The organism is Cellulomonas flavigena DSM 20109, assembly GCF_000092865.1.
GTDB classification, from domain to species: Bacteria; Actinomycetota; Actinomycetes; order Actinomycetales; family Cellulomonadaceae; genus Cellulomonas; species Cellulomonas flavigena.
In genome coordinates this window covers 3,955,285-3,970,903 of record NC_014151.1, presented here as the reverse complement: position 1 = coordinate 3,970,903, position 15,619 = coordinate 3,955,285, and the positions used below count along the sequence as shown (strand labels likewise).

At 74.5% G+C, this 15,619-nt stretch carries 17 protein-coding genes; 9 read left to right on the top strand and 8 right to left on the bottom strand.

Annotated elements, in window-relative coordinates:
• The first annotated feature begins 24 nt into the window (after nt 1-24).
• Nucleotides 25-663, top strand: a complete 639-nt coding sequence (locus CFLA_RS18020; RefSeq protein WP_013118780.1) for an HAD family hydrolase — start codon at nt 25-27, stop codon at nt 661-663.
• Here CFLA_RS18020 and CFLA_RS18015 read toward each other — a convergent pair.
• Complete coding sequence (locus CFLA_RS18015) at nt 638-1,165, bottom strand: GNAT family N-acetyltransferase (RefSeq protein WP_148234422.1); 528 nt, start codon at nt 1,163-1,165, stop codon at nt 638-640. The two genes, CFLA_RS18020 and CFLA_RS18015, sit on opposite strands and share 26 nt — an antisense overlap.
• A 133-nt stretch (nt 1,166-1,298) precedes the next feature.
• On the opposite strand from CFLA_RS18015, the gene CFLA_RS18010 reads away from it, so the two are divergent.
• Nucleotides 1,299-1,748, top strand: coding sequence for a hypothetical protein (locus CFLA_RS18010; RefSeq protein ID WP_013118778.1), 450 nt, complete (start codon nt 1,299-1,301; stop codon nt 1,746-1,748).
• Between the two features lie 46 nt (nt 1,749-1,794).
• Complete coding sequence (locus CFLA_RS18005) at nt 1,795-2,418, top strand: ribonuclease FAU-1 family protein (protein WP_013118777.1); 624 nt, start codon at nt 1,795-1,797, stop codon at nt 2,416-2,418.
• A 90-nt stretch (nt 2,419-2,508) separates the two neighbouring features.
• Here the strand turns inward: CFLA_RS18005 and CFLA_RS19285 are convergent, their stop codons facing one another.
• From CFLA_RS19285 to CFLA_RS17980, 4 genes are all read right to left on the bottom strand, one after another.
• Nucleotides 2,509-3,882: a methyltransferase domain-containing protein gene (locus CFLA_RS19285; RefSeq protein ID WP_013118776.1), complete on the bottom strand. Its 1,374-nt coding sequence runs from the start codon at nt 3,880-3,882 to the stop codon at nt 2,509-2,511.
• Between the two features lie 97 nt (nt 3,883-3,979).
• A complete protein-coding gene (locus CFLA_RS19280) occupies nt 3,980-6,895 on the bottom strand; it encodes a tyrosinase family protein (protein WP_013118775.1) in 2,916 nt (971 codons plus the stop codon).
• A 182-nt stretch (nt 6,896-7,077) separates the two neighbouring features.
• Complete coding sequence (locus tag CFLA_RS17985; protein ID WP_013118774.1) at nt 7,078-7,665, bottom strand: O-methyltransferase; 588 nt, start codon at nt 7,663-7,665, stop codon at nt 7,078-7,080.
• A gap of 213 nt (nt 7,666-7,878) precedes the next feature.
• Entirely contained in the window at nt 7,879-8,775 is an 897-nt protein-coding gene (locus tag CFLA_RS17980; protein ID WP_013118773.1) for an SDR family NAD(P)-dependent oxidoreductase, read from the bottom strand.
• Between the two features lie 95 nt (nt 8,776-8,870).
• Here CFLA_RS17980 and CFLA_RS17975 point away from each other — a divergent pair, with 95 nt between their 5' ends.
• Together CFLA_RS17975 and CFLA_RS17970 are read left to right on the top strand one after the other, a co-directional pair.
• Complete coding sequence (locus tag CFLA_RS17975; RefSeq protein WP_013118772.1) at nt 8,871-9,536, top strand: TetR/AcrR family transcriptional regulator; 666 nt, start codon at nt 8,871-8,873, stop codon at nt 9,534-9,536.
• A 39-nt stretch (nt 9,537-9,575) separates the two neighbouring features.
• On the top strand, nt 9,576-10,187 hold the full coding sequence (locus CFLA_RS17970) for a transglutaminase domain-containing protein (protein WP_013118771.1): 612 nt from the start codon (nt 9,576-9,578) through the stop codon (nt 10,185-10,187).
• A 20-nt stretch (nt 10,188-10,207) separates the two neighbouring features.
• Here CFLA_RS17970 and CFLA_RS17965 read toward each other — a convergent pair whose 3' ends face one another.
• Nucleotides 10,208-11,203: an SMP-30/gluconolactonase/LRE family protein gene (locus CFLA_RS17965; RefSeq protein ID WP_013118770.1), complete on the bottom strand. Its 996-nt coding sequence runs from the start codon at nt 11,201-11,203 to the stop codon at nt 10,208-10,210.
• Between the two features lie 229 nt (nt 11,204-11,432).
• Nucleotides 11,433-12,185, bottom strand: coding sequence for a tyrosine-protein phosphatase (locus CFLA_RS17960; RefSeq protein WP_013118769.1), 753 nt, complete (start codon nt 12,183-12,185; stop codon nt 11,433-11,435).
• 90 nt (nt 12,186-12,275) lie between these two features.
• On the opposite strand from CFLA_RS17960, the gene CFLA_RS17955 reads away from it, so the two are divergent.
• From CFLA_RS17955 to CFLA_RS17945, 3 genes are all read left to right on the top strand, one after another.
• Nucleotides 12,276-12,812, top strand: a complete 537-nt coding sequence (locus CFLA_RS17955) for a putative immunity protein (RefSeq protein ID WP_013118768.1) — start codon at nt 12,276-12,278, stop codon at nt 12,810-12,812.
• A 120-nt stretch (nt 12,813-12,932) separates the two neighbouring features.
• Nucleotides 12,933-13,637 carry a TetR/AcrR family transcriptional regulator gene (locus CFLA_RS17950; protein WP_013118767.1) on the top strand — a complete coding sequence of 235 codons (705 nt, stop codon included), beginning with the start codon at nt 12,933-12,935 and terminating at the stop codon, nt 13,635-13,637.
• A 2-nt stretch (nt 13,638-13,639) separates the two neighbouring features.
• Nucleotides 13,640-14,581, top strand: coding sequence for an alpha/beta hydrolase family protein (locus CFLA_RS17945; RefSeq protein ID WP_013118766.1), 942 nt, complete (start codon nt 13,640-13,642; stop codon nt 14,579-14,581).
• Between the two features lie 57 nt (nt 14,582-14,638).
• On the opposite strand, the gene CFLA_RS17940 is transcribed toward CFLA_RS17945, so the two are convergent.
• Nucleotides 14,639-15,007 (bottom strand): VOC family protein, encoded by a 369-nt coding sequence (locus CFLA_RS17940; RefSeq protein ID WP_013118765.1) that lies wholly within the window; start codon nt 15,005-15,007, stop codon nt 14,639-14,641.
• Nucleotides 15,008-15,071: 64 nt separating this feature from the next.
• Between CFLA_RS17940 and CFLA_RS17935 the strand changes: the two genes are divergently transcribed.
• Nucleotides 15,072-15,527: a MarR family winged helix-turn-helix transcriptional regulator gene (locus tag CFLA_RS17935; protein WP_013118764.1), complete on the top strand. Its 456-nt coding sequence runs from the start codon at nt 15,072-15,074 to the stop codon at nt 15,525-15,527.
• The last annotated feature ends 92 nt before the right edge of the window (nt 15,528-15,619 follow it).

The window sequence follows — 15,619 nt, the reverse complement described above, 5'->3', positions numbered from 1 at the left end:
TGGTATCCATGGCGGGTGCCGCCCGTGGACGCCGCCCCCGACCGTCCCTTCGACGCCGTGCTGTGCGACATCGACGGGGTGATCCGCCACTACCGGACCGACGTGCTGTCGAGGCTGGAGGAGCGGGCAGGTCTGCCGGTGGGCACGACGGCGGCCGTCGGGTTCGCGCCGCCGCACGGCGAGGCGCTGGTCGCCGGGCTGCTGTCCCGGGAGCAGTGGGAGCGTGCCGTCGTGGAGGGCCTGGGTGCCGACGTCCCGCACGCCGACGCCCACGCGCTGGCCAGGGCCCTCACCCACGCCGAGGCCCGGGTCGACGACGCCGTCGTGCGTCTTCTCCGTCGGGTCCGGGCGCACTGCCCTGTCGTCCTGGTGACCAACGCGACGCCGTGGCTGGACGACGACCTCGAGCGCCTCGGCCTGCGCGACCTCGCGGACGACGTCGTCAACAGCTCGTCCGTCGGCGTCGCCAAGCCCGACGTCCGCATCTACGAGATCGCCGCCGCGCGTGCCGGCGTGCCCGTCGAGCGCTGCCTGTTCGTGGACGACCGCGAGCAGAACGTCGCTGCCGCGGCTGCGCTCGGGATGACGACGCTGCTGTACCGCGACGCGGCGACGCTGGGGGCGACGCTCGAGCCCTTCACTCGCGCAGGGACGCGCGCATGAGGATCCCCACCCCGCCGTCGAACTCGATGCCGGTCAGGCGCGCCGCGCGCGTCACCTCCGCGAACCCCCAGGGGCGGTGCAGCTCGATCGACGCCAGGTTGCGCGGGTTCACGACGTAGAAGACCTCGGCGACGCGCTGCGCGACCCACTGCACGCGCGTGGCGGTGAGGGCGTGGGCGACGCCGCGTCGCCGCCAGGCGGGGTCGACCGTGACCCCGCCGAGGTAGTGGCCCGGGGGCGCCGGGTCATCGACGGTCACGTGGTGGTAGGTCTGGCCCCATCCGACGACCACCGGCGCGCCGGTCGGTGAGGAGCACTCGGCGACGACGACGCAGACGTCCGGGGTGGTCACCGCGCGGCGGTACGCGTCGGGGTACGCCGGGCGGCCCGCCCGCAGCTGGATCCGCTCCATGTCGGCGACGTCACCCGGGGTGGCCGGCCGCACGGTGACCGGCGTGGGCTGCCGACGGACGTCCGGGCGGAAGTCGGCGAAGACGGGCACCTGCACGACGGTAGCCGTCGCGATGGTGGTCCCGTTGGCTATCAGGTCCGAACCCTCACTTGAACGCGTTCAACAATGCGTTCAACGTGCTCGTTGAACACGTTCAAACGCCCCAGTCCGCTCGGAGGCACCCATGAACGCCACAGTCCTCATGTACCTCGTCTACCTCACGCTCAGCGTTGGCCTGACCGTCTGGACCGCCCGCACGCTGTCCCGCAACGGCGAGGTCTTCCTGCGCGACGTGTTCGGCGGGGAGGAGCGGATCGCCGAGGCGACCAACCGGCTCCTCGTCGTCGGCTTCTATCTCGCGAACCTGGGCTTCGTGGCTCTCAACCTCCAGGTGAGCGCGTCGGTCCGGTCCACGCAGCACGCGATCGAGGCGCTGGCGCCCAAGCTGGGAGGAGTGGCGCTGCTGCTCGGCATCGTCCACTTCGCCAACGTCGTGGTCCTCACGCAGGTCCGCCGCAACCGCACGGCGCCGGTGCGCCCGCCCGCGCCGTACGGCGTCCCCGGACCCCACGCCGGGCACTGGGGCCCGCCCGCCCCGACCGGCCCGCACGCCCCGGCGCCCCGCACGCCCTGACGAGGGGGCGCGCGCCCGCACCCGCCCGGTCCGCAAGGATGTCCGCATGGCCGACCACTTCCGCCCCGGCGACCAGGTCGTCGTCCGCGAGGTCGTCGAGGGGCTCGTGTGGACGGAGCGCCCGGCGACGGTCGTGGTCGACGAGCCCGACGAGATCGTGCTCCACCAGGCCGTCGGCAGCGTCACGCGCGAACCCATCGACCCCTCGCAGCGCCGCGACTACCTGCGGATCATGGCGGGGCGGCGCTGGACCCTGAGGGACAAGGTCTGGCAGCCGCCCGGGCGGCTGCGGATCGGGCGGCCCGGTCAGCCGTTCGAGGTGTGGCGCGTCGCGACGCCCGACGAGCGCGGGGTCGCCGCCTGGTACGTCAACCTCCAGGCGCCCCTGCGCCGCACCGCCGACGGGTTCGAGACGCTCGACCATGTGCTCGACGTGATCGTGGCGCCGGACCTGTCGTGGTGGGAGTGGAAGGACGAGGACGAGCTCGCGGCGGCCGTCGCGCACGGGGTGCTGACCGCCCGTGAGGCTGCGGAGGTCCGCGCCACCGGCGAGGACGTGGTCGCGGCGATCGAGCGCGGCGCCCCGCCGTGGGACCTGGGCTGGGCGACGTGGGACCCGAGCGGCCCCACCACGCTCCCCACCAGGGGGGCGGACGCAGACCTCGCGTGACGACGGCTCAGGGGCATGCGTCCGGGGCCGGCGTCTCGTCGGTTGAGGCCACGAGTCCGGCCCCTCGCGCACGGGCGGCAGGCAGGCCCATCACTCGACAGCGCCGTCGCGCGAGCGTGTCGCGAGCAGCAGACCGGTGTCGAACGGGAGCTGCGCGACCGTGAAGCGAGAGTCCGCGCAGAGGTCGGCGACGACGGCGGACACCGTCGCGCGGTGCTCGGGCTGCGTGTAGAGCGCCTCGTCGAGGTCGTCGAGCACCAGGACGCCCCCGGGCCGGACGAGGTCACGCGTGACGTCGAAGTCGGTCCACTTGCCGCCCTCGGCATCGGCGAACACGAGGTCGTAGGTGCCGAGCGTCGCGTGCAGGTCCTCGAAGCGGCCCGTGCGCACGTCGACGTACCCAGGTGCGTCGCCGCGCACGTCCGCGGCGAGCTCCGCGTCGGCCTCGACCGTCACGACCTCGACGTCGCCCCGGTCGCCGAGCCCGGAGACGATCCACGCCAGCCCCACGCCCGCGCCGGTGCCGATCTCGAGGACGCGTCCGCCGTCGGGCACGGCCGTGGCGAGCGCCGCGAGCAGTGGTCCGACGCCGTCGCCGCTCGAGGCGCGGAAGCCGTGGGCTCGGGCCCGCTCGGCCGCGGCGGCGACGCGCGGCGGGGGCAGGGTGCGAGACGACCGCGTCCACGTGACCAGGTAGGCGTCACCGTCCGGGAGGTCGCGGTCGAACCCCTCGGGGAGACGTCCTGCCTCGAGGTCCTCGGCCAGCCGGCGCAGCCCTGCCGCGAGCTCGTCGGGGTTCTCGTCGTGCAGCCGCGCGAAGTAGCTGGTCTGCGCGGTGAGCCGCGGGTCCAGGGCGAGGGCGGGGTGCCGGCGCATGACCTGCATCGTGAGGTCCTGCGTCGACCGGATCTGCAGCGGGGTCGCGCGGGCACCCGGCAGCTCGCCGAGGTACGCGGCGACCGGCTGCATGTCCTGTGTCGCCCAGGCGCGGCTGCTGGGGAAGTAGTCGAGGAACAGGTGGGAGGCCATGTGCTCCGACGTGTAGAGGACGAGCGCGAGGACCCCGCCCGGACGCAGGACGCGCCGCGCCTCCCGCAGCGCGGCACGCCAGTCGGGGATCTGGTGCAGCACCGCGACCATCGTGACGACGTCGACGGACGCGTCGGCGACCGGCAGGTCGGTGGCGTCCGCGCGGCGGGTGCGCAGCCCCTTGGACGCGGCCACCGCGAGCATGTCCGGCGACCGGTCGAGGACGAGGACGTCGTACCCCGCGTCGGCCAGGGCGGCCGCGTAGTTCCCGGTGCCGCCGCCGACGTCGAGGACGTCCCGCCCGGGCGCCGCGGCGATCGCCGCGAGCAGGGGCTCGAGGGTCGCCGGCGCGGCCGACCGTGTCCGGTCGTAGGTGCCGGCCTGCCGGCCGTAGGTGGCGGCGAACCCCCGCGCCGAGGTGGTGGTCCTGTCCATCGGCCGAGGGTAGCGGGAGCCGCCGTGGACGCAGGAGGACGGGGGTGGGCGTGGTCCACCGGGTCGCGGGACCCCGTGGACCACGCCGCACCTGCGGTCAGTCCTCGCCGCCCTCGGGGTTGACGAACCCCTCGACGACGAACAGGTTGCCCGGCGTGCCGGGTCGCCGGTCGCGCCGCTTCACGGGCGTGCTGAGCGGCTCGGCCTGTGCGGCCCGCCGCAGGCGCTCGGCGACCTTGCCGACGTCGACGGTCGACTCCCCGGCGCGCTCGGCCTTGTCGTCGCGACCGCGCTCCTCCTTCTTCTCCTCGTCGGACGCCTCCTTCGGCTCCCACGGCTTGTCGCCGCCGCGCCACACGCCCGCGGTCACCAGCGTCTCGCGCGTGAACGGGTCGCCGCCGGAGGTCCGGCCCTCGGCGTGCACGACGAACCGGTGGGCGCCGGCGCGCTTGAGCGGCCGGTCGAGGCGGTGCGTGCCGTCACCGAGGTCGTCGAACGGCACGGTGACGCCGGTGTACCCCGGGCCGGAGACCGTCGCCCACACCTTCGCCCCGCCGATCAGCGGCACGTCGTACTCGTGCAGGGACGCGACCAGCGTGGCGGTGCTGCCGGGCTCGCGGCTCTTCTGCGCGAGCTCGACGTCGAGCCGCAGGTTGGAGAACGTGTGCACCGACAGGTTGTAGGGCACGGTCTTGTCCGCGGTCCGCAGCCGGGTCAGCAGCTCCTTCACGGTCGTGCGGTTCTCCTGCGTGCGGATCTCCTCGACCACCTCGTCCACCGGGCGCAGCGTGAGCACGGCCTGCCACCGGCCGCGGTGGGAGCCGGCGAGGTCGGCGGCGAGCGCGGGCAGCATCAGCCGGTAGTACGCCACGTCGTCGCCGACGACGTACTGCACGTTCGGCTCCGTGGCGGGCGTGTCCCGCGTGATCTCGACACCGCTCGGCGTGACGAGCCGCAGGTCGAGCGCGAAGGGGAGCGCGGTGAGGACGACCACGTCGACCGAGACGTCGGTGTCGGCGACCTGGAACGGCACCACGTGCTTGCCGCCGTTCCACAGCAGGTCGCCGGCAGGGTCCACCACGGTCTGGTTGAGCGTGGCGTCCTTGAGGACCTGGAGGAAGAACTTCGCGAGCGTGAAGCGCTCGGTGTCGGACGACACGTCACCGGTGACCAGCAGGTACCCGCCGGTGTTGGCGGCGACGGCGTCGAGGACGGGGTCGCTGACCTGGCCGGGCAGGCCCAGGCCGATGGCGAACGTCGTCTGGCTGACGGTGCCCGCGGGGAGGTCGTCGACGAACGGCGGGATGTTCTCGTTGCCGTCGGTCATGACGATGACGGCCTTGTTGGGCTTGGTGGCCCCGGGGCCGTTGATCAGGCCGCTGCCCTCCTGCAGCCCGCGGCCGAGCGCCGTGGCGCCGGCCGGGTCGAGGGCGGTGCCGGTCAGCACCGTGCCGAGGCCCGCCGAGGCGGCCGTCATCGGCAGGACCACGTCCGCGGTGGTGCCGAAGCGTGCGATGCCGATCTCGTCGGTCGGCTGCATGAGGCTGTGCACGACGCCGACGGCGCGCTTGAGCAGCGTGCTCTTGGTGGCCCCACCGGCGGCGACGTCGGCCATGCTGCCCGAGCGGTCCAGGACGAGGGCGAGCGAGCTGTCGGTGGTGACGATGTTGCTGGCGACGAGCTCGACGTGGAACGTCCCGACGACGAAGGGGTCGCCCTGGTTCGCCGCGTAGTAGCCCTCGTCGTCGACGACCGTGGCCTGCAGGTCGACGGCGGCGACCTGCACGTTCGCGCCCACGGCGTGGAACTGCACGCCGATCTCGAGGACCTCGGAGTCGTTCGCCTCGTCCGGCACGACCGGGAAGTCCGGGCCGCCCAGCACGGTGAAGTTGCCGGTGGGGGCGGCGGTGACGCTGAACGACACGGTGCGCGGTGTCCGTACCCGGAACCGGATGAACTTCGTCTGGGTGAGACCTGCGGGGACGTCGGTGAACCCGAGCGCCGGGCCCGACTCCACGACGATGTCCGGCAGGTCGGTGTCGTACCAGGTGATGGCCTTGTGGTCGAGCAGGTCGACGGGCCGGTCGATGGTGCCGGCGCCGAAGTACTCGGCGAGGGACTCCATGTGGTCGCTCAGCCGGACGAGGTGCGAGTGCCCCGCGGGCAGCGGCTCGCTGTCCAGCGGGAGGTAGTGCGGCACGCCGGGGTACTTCTGCATCCACACGGCCCAGAGCTCGTCCTCCTTGGCGTGGTTGAGGAAGAAGACGGGGTCGTTGGGGGAGGTCCCGGGCAGCATGGAGCCGCCGACGAACACGTGCACCCGGTTGTGGGTGTTGGCTCCCGCCTGCGGGCCGACCCAGCCCTCGACGCGGTTGCGGAAGCTCTGCGCGCCCGCGGAGGTGATGTTCCACGGGCCGACGTCGTACTCGTCGACCGCCAGGGCGTCCATCACGGCGGCCCGGGTCGGCAGCGTGCCGTTGAAGCTGCGCTGCAGCTTGTCGAGGTTCGCCTGGTGCTGCGCGTTGTTGCTGAAGGGGTCGGCGATGGCGAGGACCCAGCCGTTCGCGCTGGCGAAGGGCCCGTCGGGCACGACGATGCCGGCCCCCGTGCCGTCGCCCCCGAGGAAGTCGGTGAAGAACGGCCAGCCGGGGTCGGCCGACGTCCTGTCGACGCTCCAGTCCCAGTAGGGCAGGCAGATCGACGGGTCGCCCGCGACGGTCCGCAGGTCCTGCTCGAAGCGCCGCAGGAACTCCCGGTGCCACGGGAAGAAGGTGGGGCCGCGGTGCCCGGGGTGCGGGCCGGGGTCGTTGTTCGAGTGCCCGGCCATGGACTGCTGGTGGATGTAGACGTAGTCGTCGTAGCGGTTGGCCTGCGTGTGCGGTGGGGCCAGCTGGCTGGGTGCCGCCTTGAGGGCGACGACGGCCTCGCGGAACCGGTACAGCGCGGTGGTCGTCTTGTCGGCCGCCGCGTTGTACTCGACGATCAGCTTGCGGACGTTCTTCCGGGTGCGCACGACGCGCTCCTTCCCGCCGGGTCGCGGGGCCGCGGGATCGGCCGGGGCGCGAGACGGTCTGCGGGGACGAGCCCCGCGGGAGGAGCGCGGATACGCGCGCGGGCGGTGTCAGGCGGGTGAGGTCACCGGTTCACCCGTCCTGCGCGGCGGGTGCGCCGGCTCGGGGACGAAGGGCAGGCGCCTCACGCGGTCCCGCCGTCGCGCGCACGTGTCGCGAGGAGCAGACCGGTGTCGAACGCGAGCTCCGCGACGGTGAAGCGCGGGTCGGCGTGCACGTCGGCGACGACGGCGGCGACCGTCGCGCGGTGCTCGGGCCGCGTGTACAGCGACTCGTCGAGGTCGTCGAGCACCAGGACGCCCCCGGGCCTGACGAGGTCGCGCGTGCGGTCGAAGTCGGTCCACTTGCCGCCCTCGGCGTCGGCGAACACCAGGTCGTACGTCCCGAGCGTCGGGTGCAGGTCCTCGAAGCGGCCCGTGCGGACGTCGACGTACCCGGGCACGTCGCCGCGCACGTCCGCGGCGAGCTCCGCGTCGGCCTCGACCGTCACGACCTCGACGTCGCGCCGGCGGCCGAGACCGGAGACGATCCAGGCCAGTCCGACGCCCGCGCCGGTGCCGATCTCGAGGACGCGTCCGCCGTCGGGTACGGCCGCGGCGAGCGCCGCCAGCAGCGGTCCGACGCCGTCACCGCTCGAGGCGCGGAAGCCGCGGGCTCGGGCTCGCTCGGCCGCCGCGAGGACGCGGGGCGGGCGCGGGGTGCGAGGAGACATCCTGGTTCCTTCGAGTCGCGGGCGGTGGCAGACGGCGCGCGTCGTCCCGGCTGGCCCCGGGTGGCGGCAGCCGGGACGACGTGGTGCGTTCTCCCTCAGCCACGACGGAAGCACGGGAGGGATCAGGTCTCCGGGCCAGGTCCGCATCGCGGACCGCCGGGGCCTCGCCGCCGACGCGCGGAGGCTCGGCACGACCTCGTCGACGGCGCCCCGTCACACCGGGAACGTCACCTGCGTGAGCTCCTCGGACACCGCCCACAGCCGGCGCTGCACGGTCTCGTCGTGTGACTCGGGGCTCGACGCGACGAGGACGGGGTGGCCGCGGACCTCCCGACGGCCGGCGGGCCCGTAGTACTGCCCGCCCGTGACGGCGGGGTCGGTGGCGGCGCGCAGCGTGGGCAGTGCGCCCATCTCGGCGGGCTGGAAGAGCGGGGCGAGCCTCGTGAGGAGCAGGCGGACCGTGGTGGGGGCGTTGCGGGCGAGCTCGGTGCGGGACACCCCGGGGTGCGCGGCGACGGCGACGGTGGTGCCGTGCGACGCGAGCCGGCGCTGCAGCTCGTACGTGAACATGAGGTTCGCGAGCTTGGACTGCCCGTAGGCCCGGACGCGGCTGTACGAGCGCTCCGACTGCAGGTCGTCGAAGTCGATCGCGGCGCGCATGCGGTGGGCGTTGCTGGCGACCGTGACGACACGCGATCCGGGGACGGGCAGGAGCCGGTCGAGCAGGAGCCCGGTGAGGGCGAAGTGGCCGAGGTGGTTGGTGCCGAGCTGGAGCTCGAACCCGTCGGTGGTGGTCCGGCGCGGGGTGTACATGACGCCCGCGTTGTTGACGAGCAGGTCGATCCGGGGGTGCGCCGCGCGCAGGTCGGCGGCGGCGGACCGGACGGACGCGAGCGAGGTGAGGTCGAGCGCCTGGACGCTGGTGTCGCCGTCGATGCGGGCGGCGGCCTGCTTGCCCTTCTCGACGTCCCGGACGGCGAGCACGACGTGCGCGCCGCGTGCCGCGAGCACGCGTGCGGTCTCGAGGCCGAGGCCGCCGCTGGCGCCGGTGACGACCGCGACGCGGCCGCTCTGGTCGGGGACGTGCTGCTCGGTCCACTGCTCGCTCATGTCGTCTCCTGAGGAACCGCCGGTCTGATGGGCTCCCGACGCTAAGGGACCGCCGGTCTGATGGCAACGGACCGGCGGTCCGTTAGGCTGCGCCCGTGACGTTCCAGCGCGCGCGCAGCGAGGAGCAGCGAGAGCTCCGCCGCCGCACGATCCTCGACACCGCCGCGGCCATGCTCGACGAGATGCCCGTGGCCGACGTCAGCCTGAACGAGCTCAGCCGCCGCGTCGGCCTGGCCAAGTCCAACGTGCTGCGCTACTTCGAGTCCCGCGAGGCCGTGCTGCTCGAGCTGCTCGACGACCGGCTGGGGACCTGGCTGACGGACCTGGACGCCGAGCTGGCCGGGGGCGTCGAGGCCGGTGCGTCACCCGGGACCCGTGCGACGCAGCTCGCCGACGTCCTCAGCGACTCGCTCGCCACCCGTCCCGTGCTCTGCGACCTCTTCGGCGCCCAGGGCGGCGTGCTCGAGCACAACGTCTCCGTCGACGTGGTGGTCCGGCACAAGCGGGCGTCGCTCGCGCACCTCGAGACGCTGGAGGAGCTCCTGCGGCGTCACGTGCCCGAGCTCGGCGACCAGGCGCAGCGGTTCGGCCTGCTCACGCTCGTCACGGCCGGCGCCGTCTCGTCGTACGTGCCGCCGCCGCCCAGCGTGCTGGCGGCCTTCGAGCAGGACCCGACGCTCGCCGTCCTCCACCTCGAGACGCGCGAGGCCCTGCGGGTCGCGCTCACCGCCGGGCTCCTGGGCTTCCTGCCACGCGGCTGAGGGCTCCCGACCGGCGCACGACCCGGTAGCCTCCGGCGGATGTCGAACGCCACGTCACCGCCCGTCGAGCCTGCCGACCCCACGCTGTTCCTGGCCGCGGACGACGTCGTCCAGGCCGACCACCCCGCCGTCGTCGCGCTGGCCCGCGACCTGCGTGCGCAGGCGGGCTCCGACGAGGACCTCGCGCGCCTGGCGTTCGCGTGGGTGCGCGACGAGGTCGCGCACTCGTACGACGTCCGCGACCCGCGCGTCACCCTGCGGGCCGCGGACGTCCTCGAGCAGCGCGTCGGACTCTGCTACGCCAAGGCGCACCTGCTCGCCGCGCTGCTGCGCGCCGAGGGCGTCCCGACCGCGCTGTGCTACCAGCGGCTGGGCGACGACCAGGGCGGGCACGTCCTGCACGGCCTCGTCGCCGTCCACCTGCGCGGCGCGTGGCACCGGCAGGACCCGCGCGGCAACAAGCCCGGCGTCGACGCGCAGTTCTCCCTCGACGCCGAGCGCCTCGCATTCCCCGTGGACCCGGCGCTCGGCGAGGTCGACTACCCGACCCTGCACGCCACGCCCGCGCGCTGCGTCGTCGACACCCTCACGGGTGCCGACGACGTGCTCGCGCTGTACGACGACGGGCTGCCGACGGGGCTCGACGCCTGATCCCTCAGCTCACGGTGTGCTCAGGGCGCCGGGATCCGCGACACCGTGAACGGCTCCGGCGTCCCGCCCGCGCTGCGCGTCTCGAACTGGCTGTTGACCACCAGCAGGTCCCGGCCCGCGCGGGCCGCGGTCGTCGGGTCGTCGAACGACGCGTCCGGCGTGCGCGAGACGACCGTGCCGGACAGCCAGTCGCGGTCCAGGCGCACCGTCGCGATGCCGGGCGTGGCGGTCGTCCACTCGACCGCGTACAGGCGCCGCCCGTCGAGCAGCAGGCCGTCCCCCGCGACCCCGTCGTCGCCGAGGTCGACGCGCGTCACGCTCCCGTCGATCAGGCCGACGCGGAACAGCTCGGCCGTCCGCGTCTTGGCGACGAGCGCGTACCGGCCGTCGCGCGAGACGACGAGGCCGTTGGCGTTGACGTCCTGGTCGTAGGTGAAGTCGGTGCCCTCGAACGACACCACCGGCGTCAGCGGCTGCGTGCCGGCCGTGCGGCGCTCGCGGGCGTCGATCCGGTACATGACCGGGCGCATGGAGTCCGTCACGTACACGTCGCCCCGCGGGCTGACGGCCAGGTCGTTGACGAACGTCGGCGACCCGTCCTGCTCGACCTCCCACGACGCCGTGAGGTCACCGGTGCGCAGGTCGTACGCCCACACCCTGCCGGTGAGGCCGCCGGCGACGAGGAGCTGGCCGCGGTCGACCTTCAGCCCGACCGCCATGGTCCGGCCGTCCTCGCCGCCCGCCAGGAACGGCGTGGCCGTCGGCTCGTCGAGGTCGCCGCGGTAGATGGTGCCGTCGGTGGTGCTGCCGACGTAGAAGTCGTCGCCGTGCGCCGCGACGCCCTCGGGGTAGACGTCGTCGGCGGCGTCACCGACCGGGTCGAGCAGGTACGTCGTGGGACGGGGGTCGCCGTGCGGGTACCCGGAGCCGTGCGGCCCGTGGGCGGACGCCGGGACGGCGGCCAGCAGCGTGAGCGCCACGGCGGCGGCGAGGGAGGTCGTCAGGCTGGATCGCATCGGTGCACCTCTGTGGCGGGGAGGCGGCGTCCCACCGGGCGCGGGCCCCCGCCGTCGCCCCCCGGGAGTGCGCCGTCACGAACCAGGACGAAGCGGCGCGGTCCTCACTGTAGGGACGGCCACCGACACCGGCCAGGGTGCCGCCCGGACGTCAGCGCGCGAGCGGGTCCGCGGGCCCAGAGGGGCCTGCGGCGGAGCTCGCGGTGACCTGCCGGTCCGGGTCCGGCACTCAGGGCGCGTCCGCGACGAGCAGGTCCCGCAGCCGCTGCCGGTGGTCGTCCTCGAGCCCGACGGTGTCGAGCACGCGCTCGACGTCCCCGACGACGTCCTCGACGACGGGGAGCGTCTGCCCGAGGAACGCCTCGACCTCTGCCGGCCCCCAGGTGGACTGCCGGTCCTCGGGGCGGGGCGCACCGCCCGCCATGTCCCGCACCGACTGCGCCCAGTCGGCGGCGACGTGCTCGGGCGGGACGCCGGCGTGCGCGAGCGTCAGGGCGACGACGAGGCCGGTGCGGTCACGGCCCGCGTGGCAGTGCACGAGCACGCCCGGTGTCGCCGTGCCGACGGCGACCAGGGCACCGCGGACGTGCTGCGGCAGGATCCGCACGTTGTGGCGCCAGTACTCGGGTGAGTCGAGGATCGGCCCGCACGTCGTCATGAACTCGACGTGCGCCGGGTCCTCGGTCGGCGCGTGGACGACCGTCACGCCGTCCCACGGCTCGGCGGCGGCGTCGGGGTCACCGGGTCGCGGTCCGTGCTCGTCGGCGTTGCGCAGGTCGACGACGGTGCGCACGCCCCACCTCGCCGCGGCCAGCCGCCCGGCCGCGGTCAGCCACTCCCGGCGCGGTCCGCGCGCGAGGCGTCCGGACAGCGTGGTGCCCGTGGGCGACAGCGGGGTGGGCAGGCCGCCCAGGTCGCGGGCGTTGCGGTAGCCGTCCCACGTCAGCGCGCGGACGGTCCTGGCGGTCCCGGTGGTCTCCACGGGAGCCGAACCTAGCGGGGCCGCAGTGCTGCACGTCCGGGCGGTTCGTGGCGACTTGGTGAGGGCAGTCGGCGTGCGGGAGGGTCGGGCATGGTCTCTCCCCAGGCGCTGAGCGAACCCGACCGCCGCACGGTCGCGACGTGGGCCGCGGACTGCGCCGAGCGCGTCCTGCCGCTGTTCGAGGCCGAGGCCCCGGACGACGACCGGCCGCGCGACGCGATCGCCCGCGCCCGGGCGTTCGGCCGCGGCGAGCTACGGGCCGCCGACGAGATCCGCCGGCGCTTCGTCGCGGGCCGTGCCGCGGACGCCGTCCGCTCGCCCGCGGCCGTCGCCGCCGCGCGCGCCGCGGCGCAGGCGTCGGGCGTCGCGCACATGGGGGCGCACGCCCTGGGTGCCGCCGCCTACGCGGCGAAGGCCGCCGCGCTCGCCGCCGCGGACCGTCCGGACGCGCTCGACGACGAGGTCCGGTGGCAGGTCGCGCGGATGAGCGCGCCGGTGAGCGCCGCGCTGCGTGCGCTGCCGCTGCTGGGCGAGGACGCCTCGGGGCCGCTCGGGTCCGGTCTGCTGGCGACGGGTGTGCTCGGGGACGTGATCCGCAGGATCCAGGGGGAGCTGTCGGGAGGCTGACGACGGGCCGCTGACGACGGTCGGCTCGCTGCGTCCGGCGTCCGGCGTGCGGGGGGCAGCCCGCGGGATATCGTTTATCAGCGATATACAAATGAGAGTAGCGGCTGTAACGTCGATGTCATGCCCACCACCGCACCCCCACGCCGACGTCTCCTCGACGCGGCTGCGCGCCTCCTGGCCGAGCGTCCCGACGTGACGCCCACGACGCGCGAGCTGTGCGAGGCGGCCGGGGTGGGGGCCCCGACGCTGTACCACCACTTCGGCGACAAGGACGGCCTCGTCGACGCCGTGCTCGACGACGCGTTCGCCGCCTACCTGCAGCGCAAGCAGGCGGTGCGCCGGTCGGCGGACCTCGTCGCGGACCTGGCCGCGGGGTGGGACATGCACGTGCGGTTCGGCCTGGAGAACCCCGTGCTGTACCTCGCGATGTACGGCCCGGCCCGGCCGCGACGGGCACGCGCGGCCCAGGTCGCCGAGGCGGCGCTGCTCGAGGACATGCAGCGGCTCGCGGACCACGGCCTGCTGCGCGTGCCGCCCCGGCGGGCGGTCGAGGTCACGCAGGCCACGGCCGTCGGCTGCGTCCTGCAGCTGCTGCGCACCGGGGGGCCGGCGGACGGGGCGGTCGCGCGGACGATGCGCGACGGTCTCGTCGCCACCCTCACGGGCCTGCCCGCCGGCGGCCCGCCCCGCCCGGACGCCGCCCGTCGTCTCCTGGCGACCCTCGCGGACGGCGCCGAGCCGCTGCAGCCCGCCGAGGCGGCGCTCCTGCGCCAGTGGCTCACGACGCTCGCGGACCACCACGACCCCGCCACCGGAGGAGAGTGACCATGACGACCACCACCACGCCGACGCCCGAGATGGTCGACGCGACGCTCGACACGATCGCCGAGAGCTTCCGCACCTGGCCCCGTGCGCCGCTCTTCCACCACCCCGACGAGGCCGGCCTGGAGTACGAGGACGTCTCGTTCCCGTCGCAGGACGGCACCCCGCTCGAGGGGTGGTTCATCCCCGCGGAGGGCTCCGACCGGCTCGTCGTCGCCAACCACCCGCGCTGGTTCAACCGCGCGGGGCTCCCGTCGCACCTCGAGCCGTGGCGCTCCCTCGGCGCCGCGACCGGCAACGACATCGAGGTCGACTTCGTCCCCGACTACCGGATCCTGCACGACGCCGGGTACAACGTGCTCGCGTACGACCTGCGCAACTTCGGTCAGAGCGGCGCGGCGAACGGCGGAGTGTTCACCGTCGGGCAGTTCGAGTCGCGCGACGTCGTCGGGTCGCTCGACTACGTCCGCAGCCGCCCGGACACCGCCGAGATGACCGTGGGGCTCTTCAGTCGCTGCGTGGGCGCGAACGCGACGATGCTCGCCATGGCCCGCCGGCCCGACGTGTTCGCGGGGGTGCGCTGCATGGTCGCGCCGCAGCCGCTGTCGTGCGGGGTCGCGCTCGAGCGTGCCCTGGAGCGGCTCGGCGTCCCGGCCGGGCGTCTCGCGGACCTCGAGGAGCGGATCCGGCTGGTCACGAGCTTCCGGCTGGCGGACTTCTCCCCGGTGCCGTGGGCGCGGCACGTGACGGTCCCGACGTTCCTCTACCAGGTCCGCGACGACGTCTACACCCGCCCCGACGACGTGCAGTCCGTGTACGACAACATCCCGGTGCCGGACAAGGAGCTGTACTGGATCGAGGGGACCACGCGCCGCTGGGACGGGTACACGTACTTCCAGCGGCACCCGGAGCGCGTGCTCGCGTGGTTCGACCGCTACATGGCTTGACCGCCGGGGTGCCGCTGCCGCGGGCGTGATGTCCGCGGCAGCGGGCCGGCGCGCCCGTCAGGCGCGGTCGTGCAGGGTGATCCGGTAGCCGTCCGGGTCGGCGAACGTGAACGTGCGGCCGAAGGGGCCGTCGACGGGCGGCGTGACGATCGTGCGGCCGTCGGCCGCCAGGGCGTCGTGGATCTGCTGCACGTCGGTGGCGTGCAGCCACACCGCCGTGCCGACGCCGGGGTGCGGCGGCGCGTCGAGGTCCGTGCCGGGGACGACGTCGCGGACGGCGAACGCGACGGGGCGGGTGTCGAAGACGACGGCGTGCGGGGGGCCGCTCGGTGCGCGGACGAGGCCGAGGTAGCGCTCGTAGAAGGCCTGCGACGCGGCGAGGTCGCGCACCTGCAGGGAGACGAAGTCGGGGCCGGTGACGGGCATGGGTGCTCCTCGGGTCGTCGCGTGTCAGATTCCTGACACGCGGACCGTATGTCAGGATGCTGACATGGGTCAAGGTGGAGGCGTCGACCTCGGGACGTCGATGGGCTACGCGCTCAAGGAGGTCTCCAGCGCGTTGCGCACCGCCATGGAGGACGTCCTGCGCCCGCTCGGCATGAACGTCACGCGCTACGCCTGCCTCGAGCTGCTCGCGCAGCGCCCCGGCATGTCGGGCGCGGAGCTGGCCCGGGGCGCCTTCGTCACCCGGCAGTCCATGAGCACCCTGCTCCAGGCCCTCGAGGACGAGGGGTACGTCACCCGGCCCACCGAGGCGCCCGTCGGCAAGGTGCTGCCCACCACGCTCACACCGGAGGGGCGCCGCCGGCTGGGCGAGGCGACCGTCGCCGTCCGGTCCGTCGAGGTCGCGATGCTGGCCGGCCTGACGCCCGCCGCGCAGCAGGACACGTTCCGGGCGCTGCAGACGATGGTCCGCAACCTGCGGGGGGACGACCGCGCCGGCTGAGCCGCGCCCGGCGGGACCGGACCGCAGGTCGGACGGCGACGGCCGCCGGTCACGAGGACCGGCGGCCGCCGTCAGGACCGGGCGGGCACCCG

What these genes read in the sequence shown, in the direction of transcription:
- CFLA_RS17965 (WP_013118770.1), bottom strand. Translation starts at nt 11,203, where the DNA reads ATGCGATCCAGCCTGACGACCTCCCTCGCCGCCGCCGTGGCGCTCACG.
- CFLA_RS17980 (WP_013118773.1), bottom strand. Translation starts at nt 8,775, where the DNA reads ATGAGCGAGCAGTGGACCGAGCAGCACGTCCCCGACCAGAGCGGCCGC.
- CFLA_RS17940 (WP_013118765.1), bottom strand. Translation starts at nt 15,007, where the DNA reads ATGCCCGTCACCGGCCCCGACTTCGTCTCCCTGCAGGTGCGCGACCTC.
- CFLA_RS19285 (WP_013118776.1), bottom strand. Translation starts at nt 3,882, where the DNA reads ATGGACAGGACCACCACCTCGGCGCGGGGGTTCGCCGCCACCTACGGC.
- CFLA_RS17985 (WP_013118774.1), bottom strand. Translation starts at nt 7,665, where the DNA reads ATGTCTCCTCGCACCCCGCGCCCGCCCCGCGTCCTCGCGGCGGCCGAG.
- CFLA_RS17955 (WP_013118768.1), top strand. Translation starts at nt 12,276, where the DNA reads ATGGTCTCTCCCCAGGCGCTGAGCGAACCCGACCGCCGCACGGTCGCG.
- CFLA_RS18005 (WP_013118777.1), top strand. Translation starts at nt 1,795, where the DNA reads ATGGCCGACCACTTCCGCCCCGGCGACCAGGTCGTCGTCCGCGAGGTC.
- CFLA_RS17970 (WP_013118771.1), top strand. Translation starts at nt 9,576, where the DNA reads ATGTCGAACGCCACGTCACCGCCCGTCGAGCCTGCCGACCCCACGCTG.
- CFLA_RS18010 (WP_013118778.1), top strand. Translation starts at nt 1,299, where the DNA reads ATGAACGCCACAGTCCTCATGTACCTCGTCTACCTCACGCTCAGCGTT.
- CFLA_RS17945 (WP_013118766.1), top strand. Translation starts at nt 13,640, where the DNA reads ATGACGACCACCACCACGCCGACGCCCGAGATGGTCGACGCGACGCTC.
- CFLA_RS17950 (WP_013118767.1), top strand. Translation starts at nt 12,933, where the DNA reads ATGCCCACCACCGCACCCCCACGCCGACGTCTCCTCGACGCGGCTGCG.
- CFLA_RS17935 (WP_013118764.1), top strand. Translation starts at nt 15,072, where the DNA reads ATGGGTCAAGGTGGAGGCGTCGACCTCGGGACGTCGATGGGCTACGCG.